Raw genomic sequence first — 6,084 nt, forward strand, 5'->3', positions numbered from 1 at the left:
CCCAAAACCGCCGTACCCCCGCTAAACAGATACAGCAGCCTAAGCCTGCCCGCCAGCACATCGTAAACCACGCTCACGTAAAACGGCGTAAATATCGTAAAGAGCGCGACCTCGGCGACGCTAAGGTAAGCAAACGAGTTGTAGTAGAAGATATACATCGCGCCGATCTGAATCGCGCCGATCGCAGCCACCTTGGCGTAGAGGGCGAGGTTTTTCGAGGCAAAATCCTTGATCATAAAGGGCAAAAATACGCCAAGCGCAAGCACTACGCGCGAAAACGCGGCGAAGTAGCTATCCACTCGCCCCGCCAAAAACTCGCCGATGAGGCTAAAACTAAACGCCCAAAGCACCGTAACAAAGATCAACTTTTTCACGTATTCTCCATTTGAGTTAAATTTCGTCTGAAATAGTAGCAAAATAGTCTTAAATTTATATGCGGTCAAATTTAGCAAAAAAAAGATCATGTAGGTCAATTTTAGAGCAGAAATCAAGAGCGCCGCTTTTATCGCGGCGACTCGGTCATTAAATTTAATATCTATACTCAAAACTTCCCAGTATCGTCCTACCCCTGGCAGCATTGTTAAAGATAGTGATATCGTCGTTAAATACGTCGCTGGAGTAAGATGAGTTATAAGTATAAAGCGCGTCCATGTAGTTTTTGTCGAATACGTTTTGCACTTCAAATTTAAAGGTTAAATTTTTAATCGGCTCGAAGGTGAGGTAAAAATCGAAAATAGTCGGGATTTTTGGCAGTTCTTGCGTATTGATAATCTTAAATCTCGGATCGTTTTCGTCAAAAGCACCCCAGTTAAATTTAGGATTTATCCTTTTTGCCTTGCCAGTAATTTTGGCTATAGAACCAAGAACTAACTTTTCATTAAAAAGCCTAGTTCCAACATCTATCGTAGCGTAATATTTCGGCAGTTCGCTAAACTGCGTAGTTCCACTAGCAGGTCCATTCGTCCAGTCTAGCGCGAAACTATCTGAGGGCTGATAGGAGGATTTTTGACGGGTGTATGAGGCTTTGGCGTAAAATACGTCCATATCGTATAAAAACTCGAGCTCAAAGCCTTTTAAGGTGGCTTTGTCATTTAATCTAGCCAAAAACATCGTAACGTCGCCGCTAGCATTTGTGTAGCCGATTATCCTATCGTAGATAAAATTTTTTATTTTAGTATTGTAGTAAGCGGCTTTAAGCCCAAAAACGTCGTCGTCCGAAAAAATACCGTGCTTGTGGCTATTAAAGCCGATCTGATAGGTTTTTGCCGTTTCTGGTTTTAGCCCTGTGTTTATATCTTCATAAACAGAGCCGGAAGAAAAAAGTTCCTGTACGTTTAGCGGCCTAGTCGTCCTTTCGTAGCTGATAAACGGCGAAAACAACTCGTCAATCTTGGCTGAAGCCATAAGAGAATAGTTTAAATCGGTATCTTTTCTTTTAAAGTCTCCGGCCTCTTGTGGAGAGCAGTAAGGATTCCCTGCTAAGCATTTGCCTTTTATACCGCTCGTTTTCCAATTTACGAGATTTAAATTTGCATCGAAGGTAAAAATGTCGTACTCAAGCGAATTGTCTAAATAATAATTAAATATCTTTTGTTTACCATCTGGTATAGGATACGACGTCCTAAGCGTAGAGTACGCCTCGTCTCCAGTAACGCGTTTATATTCGTTATTTAGGACATTTATGCCTAGTTTTGAGCTAAATTTAAGCTTATCTGTTATATCAAACAAAAAGGTATTGCTAAGATCAAAAACCAGAGAACTATTTTTAAACTTCATCCCTTTTTCAAGATCCGCCCACGCCAGTCTTGCTTTTTTATCGTAAATTTGTCTGGTTTTATTATATGATAAGAGCAAATTTATATCGATTAGGTCAGAATACGGATCAAAACGATAATCAAGCTGATAGTTGTCGCTGGTTATATCTCTTTTAGCTAGATAATTGTTATATTTCCTATATGTCAAAATAGCTTTATTTATCTCACTATCGTATTCCAGCTTAAAAAGATAGCTTTTTGGACGTTGCTCCAGTGAGTCGGTATCTAACGCCGTAGGCAAATCAGGAACGCCGTCTCCGTCAATGTCTTTATCATTGTCTTTTATTTTGCCGCCGCCGCCTATCTTATAGTCTTGCGAGATTTTTTTACCGCTATATCCAAAAAGTACGCCTAGGCTTTGTCCGCCGTCAAATTCTTTTTTTGCCGCGACACTACCCATATAGCTTGGCCCCACGCCGTTTGAGCCATAGCTATATCTACCTAAAAAGCCAAAAATGTGGTCGTCAGTTATAACGTCATTTACACCTATGGTTCTAAAATTCGCACTTCCCATAAGCCCGTTTTGAGCACCACTAAAACTTCCTCTCTCGATATCTATACCTACTAGGAAATTTTGATCTATGAGTGCTCCAAAGGCTGAAGTGCCAATGTTGCCGGTAAAGTTATGAACCCCACCCGTATCGCTCGACGTACCGTAATAAGTCTGCGTAACTCCGTCTATCATCGTGTTTACGCGCCCAAGCCCTGTAAGCCCGCGGATATTTACGGACACGCTGCCCTGGGATTGGTCTATTTGCGTGTAGCTGCCTGGCAAGCTTCTAACTACGGAGTCTATACTTTGATTTTCGCTTCTAATATCCTCTCGCGAACTAACGGCTCCAGGCGTCGAAAACGCCTTTTCGCTATTTTTGACCTCAGTAGCCGAGACTTCCAAGGTACTAAAATCAACGTCTTTTGCGCCAGCGCTCGCTAAATAAATAGCCAATATGCAAGCTATGTTAAAATTAAACCTATTCATGATGCTTCCTTCTAGATTATTTTTTATACGCGGATGTCAGGCGGCTTAAATTTAAAAGCGTCAATAACTTCTATAACTATATGGTAAGCCGTATCAAAATCATTATCTTATCATTTAAGAATTGTATCACCGCATATATAAATTTTTACTTATACCGGTTATCTTTAATTAACTCTTTTTAAACTATGGCACGATAGATAAATTTATTTTTTTGAGGCTTTATATTTTTTTATATTAAATTCGATTGGAAAATTTAACGTCAGATCGCGATCTGAGCCCATCATTTCACTAGGAGGTGACGGCAGGGGTGAAGCGCGGCTAAAAAGCTCCGTCGCTTCGTTGTTTAAAATCTCAAATTTGCTCCCTTTAGTCAACAAAACGCTTAGCACTTCGCCGTTAGCGGCTATTTTTACTTTTACGTAAACGACACCTTCAAATCCACTTAGAAGAGCATCGCTCGGGTATTTTTTGTGCTTGTTTAAGTGCGACACAACCATACCTTGCCAACTTTTTTTATCTGCGCCGGAACCTGCGAAACTGCCGACTATCCTAGTTCCACTACCACTAATGGGGGCCGAAGCTACGTTATCCTTGACTACGGAGTTTATATCCGAGTCCAAATTTGAAACTTTTTGTGTGTCTTCATTGCTTTTTTTATTTGTTTCCTCGGCGATTTTTACTGGTTTTTTTACTATTTTCTTCGGTTTTATTTTAGGTTTTATTTTTTTTGGCGTTTCCTGTTTTTTTACGACTTCGATTTGAGATTTTGCCTCCTCTAACGAGGCTATCTCTGGCTTTTCCTCTTCTTTAACCTCTGTTTCTTCTTCAGGTTGCGGTGCGGAGGATTTTTGAGAATTTACGGCGACCTCTTTGAAATCGCCTATCGACAGATCTGAAATTATCATAATCGACTCGATTTGGTCGTTTTTTATCGGATAATCAAAGCCACCGAAATTCTGCTCCAAATTTATAGCCTTGCCGCTATTTGCGATAAAAACAAAAAGCGCCGCATGCAACGCTGAAGCAAGAATAAAAGCAAATACCCAAGCAAGACGCGGAATTTTCATCAGTTTACAACCTTTGTCGAAAAAGCTATTTTGGTATATCCGGCTATCTTCACTCGCTCGACGGCATTGATCAAAATCTCATAAGGCACGCTTTTATCGACGTGAAAATACACTATCGCCTCATAGTTGCGTCCGCTTTTTATATCCAGCGCCTGTGCGATATTCTCCGCTAAAACGGCTTGGCTACCCAAATAAATTTCGAATTTATCATTTATACTTAAGATTATAGGCTTATTTACGTCCTCTTTTTGTTTGGCAACAGATTTTGGCAGCTCGACTTTCACAGAGCTGGTTACTATGGGCGTAACTACCATAAATATAATCAAAAGTACAAGCATAACGTCGATAAAAGGCGTTACGTTTATCTCGCTTAGCTCTTCTTCGCTATTCATTTTCCGCAGCCAGTCTATCAAATATCAAATAAATTTGAGAACTAAGCAGCCCTAAACGAGCATTAAATTTAACGCTACACCGCACCAGATAGTTATAAACCAAAACCGCTGGTATCGCGGCTACGAGCCCAAGAGCTGTGGCAAAAAGCGCCTCTGCGATACCAGGAGCCACCACGCTTAGGCTGGCGTTGTTGCTGTTTGCTATACCCACAAAGCTGTTCATTATGCCCCAAACCGTCCCAAAAAGCCCGACAAAAGGTGCAGACGAGCCGATGCTAGCGAGCACTCCAACCCACCCTCTCATCACGTTCGCGAGAGACGATTTTTTAAGATCAAGCCTTTGTTTTACTCGCAATTTCATATTTGCGTCAAATTTGATGCTTTTTTTGCTCTCATCCTCAAGTTCTCTTATAAAATCCACTGCAAAGCTCTTTTTCTTTAACTTTAAAACCCGCCAATCAGACGCATCTTTTACAGTATTTTCGTCAGATTTAAGTCTACAAAATGCCAGCTTAAACTGGATAAATTTGACGATAAAAATCGTCCACGTAATGATGGAAAATAAAATCAAAACGCATATAACAATCTTTACGACTATATGTGCGTTCTTAAAAAGCGAAATAAATGACAAATCTATGCTTGGCGCCTGAGAATTTGAGGCGATGCCGGTCAAATTTTGCTCTTCGCCAAATTTCAAGCCAGCTTGAGATAAATTTACATCAAACGCTACTTGGCTATCGCTCGATTTTTCGAATTCGCTTACGTTATTTTCACCAAACAACAAACAAAAAGAAAAAATAATCACTAAAATTTTAGCCATCTCGTACCTTTATTTAAATTTCCATAGATAATCAGCCTCTTTAGCACTCGTATCATCGCCATCAAAGCCTAAAAACAAAGTTTTAAATTTCTTTTTCGTTTTAAAATCCATAATATGAAGCGGCACCCCTATGTCCTTTTGGACGTGATACCTCCCAGCTATAAGCAAAGCAAAATTTGCAGATTTATTTACGACGTCGGCCATCCTACGATCTTTGTACTGCTGAGCCTGGACAAGCTTCTGTATATCTTGCTTATTTACGCCTCCGTGCGCTCCGCGGACGATTTTCACGATAGCTTCTTGAACGCTTTTGGATGTGGAAAATTTACCAGATATAGGCTGGGCGCCGGTAAATATCAGCTTTATTTCGTCTTCGCTTAAATTTGCACACTTGATGTTAGCGCTATAAAATGCTGCTTCTAGCACTCCTTTGTAATGCCTTAACTCCCACATTTTATCATTCCATTTTATAGCTTTTATCAATTCGCCCGGACGAGTTTTTTTATCCAAGCCATCTGCATATTTTTGCTTATCACCTCCAAGCATCTCAAAAGCGACGTCTATGTTTTTATTTTTTGAAAGCGCTTTGATGAGTAAAATTTCTGCCAAATGGTGGTCAAAGTCATCGTGCAGCTCGCCCACCAGTAAAATATCAGCATCTAACACCTCGACAATAAAGTCGTCAAAATCCATCGTTTTATTTGTACTTAGATTGACGATTTTAGCCGTAGCCTTGATATTATCTAGCCTTTGTGGGGTGACTTCATATTTGCCGCTACACCCAACCAAAAATAGAGCAAAGATAAGAAAAATAACAATTTTTAAGGTATTCATTTTTATTCCTATTATCAGTTATTTTAGATAATGACTATAGTATAAAATTTGTTATTAAAGTAGTATTAATCAAAATTAAAAAATTAACTCAAAAATCCCCGCATCATATAGGCTCCTGCCGCGCCCGCCTGCTTGATCTCACTTAGATTTTTAAAATTTATCCCGCCGATAGCGTAGG

The 6,084-nt window shown here is 39.9% G+C and carries 6 protein-coding genes; all 6 read right to left on the reverse strand.

All coding sequences use genetic code 11. The features are described from left to right. On the reverse strand, window positions 1–374 hold a 374-nt coding region (locus H740_RS02090), incomplete at its 3' end, for an EamA/DMT transporter family protein (protein ID WP_034957032.1). A gap of 154 nt (window positions 375–528) precedes the next feature. Further along, a complete protein-coding gene (locus H740_RS02095) occupies window positions 529–2,793 on the reverse strand; it encodes a TonB-dependent receptor domain-containing protein (RefSeq protein WP_002950782.1) in 2,265 nt (754 codons plus the stop codon). Window positions 2,794–2,996: 203 nt separating this feature from the next. Continuing rightward, a complete protein-coding gene (locus H740_RS02100; RefSeq protein ID WP_002950783.1) occupies window positions 2,997–3,860 on the reverse strand; it encodes an energy transducer TonB in 864 nt (287 codons plus the stop codon). Next, the gene (locus H740_RS02105; RefSeq protein ID WP_002950784.1) at window positions 3,860–4,252 is read right to left on the reverse strand and encodes a biopolymer transporter ExbD; all 393 of its coding nucleotides are present in this window, start codon (window positions 4,250–4,252) and stop codon (window positions 3,860–3,862) included. The genes H740_RS02100 and H740_RS02105 overlap by 1 nt, the downstream gene beginning before the upstream one ends. After that, entirely contained in the window at window positions 4,245–5,072 is an 828-nt protein-coding gene (locus tag H740_RS02110) for a MotA/TolQ/ExbB proton channel family protein (RefSeq protein WP_002950786.1), read from the reverse strand. The genes H740_RS02105 and H740_RS02110 overlap by 8 nt, the downstream gene beginning before the upstream one ends. A 9-nt stretch (window positions 5,073–5,081) precedes the next feature. Further along, window positions 5,082–5,906 (reverse strand): ChaN family lipoprotein, encoded by an 825-nt coding sequence (locus H740_RS02115; protein ID WP_002950788.1) that lies wholly within the window; start codon window positions 5,904–5,906, stop codon window positions 5,082–5,084. Between the last annotated feature and the right edge of the window lie 178 nt (window positions 5,907–6,084).

Source organism: Campylobacter showae CC57C (assembly GCF_000344295.2).
GTDB classification, from domain to species: Bacteria; Campylobacterota; Campylobacteria; order Campylobacterales; family Campylobacteraceae; genus Campylobacter_A; species Campylobacter_A showae_B.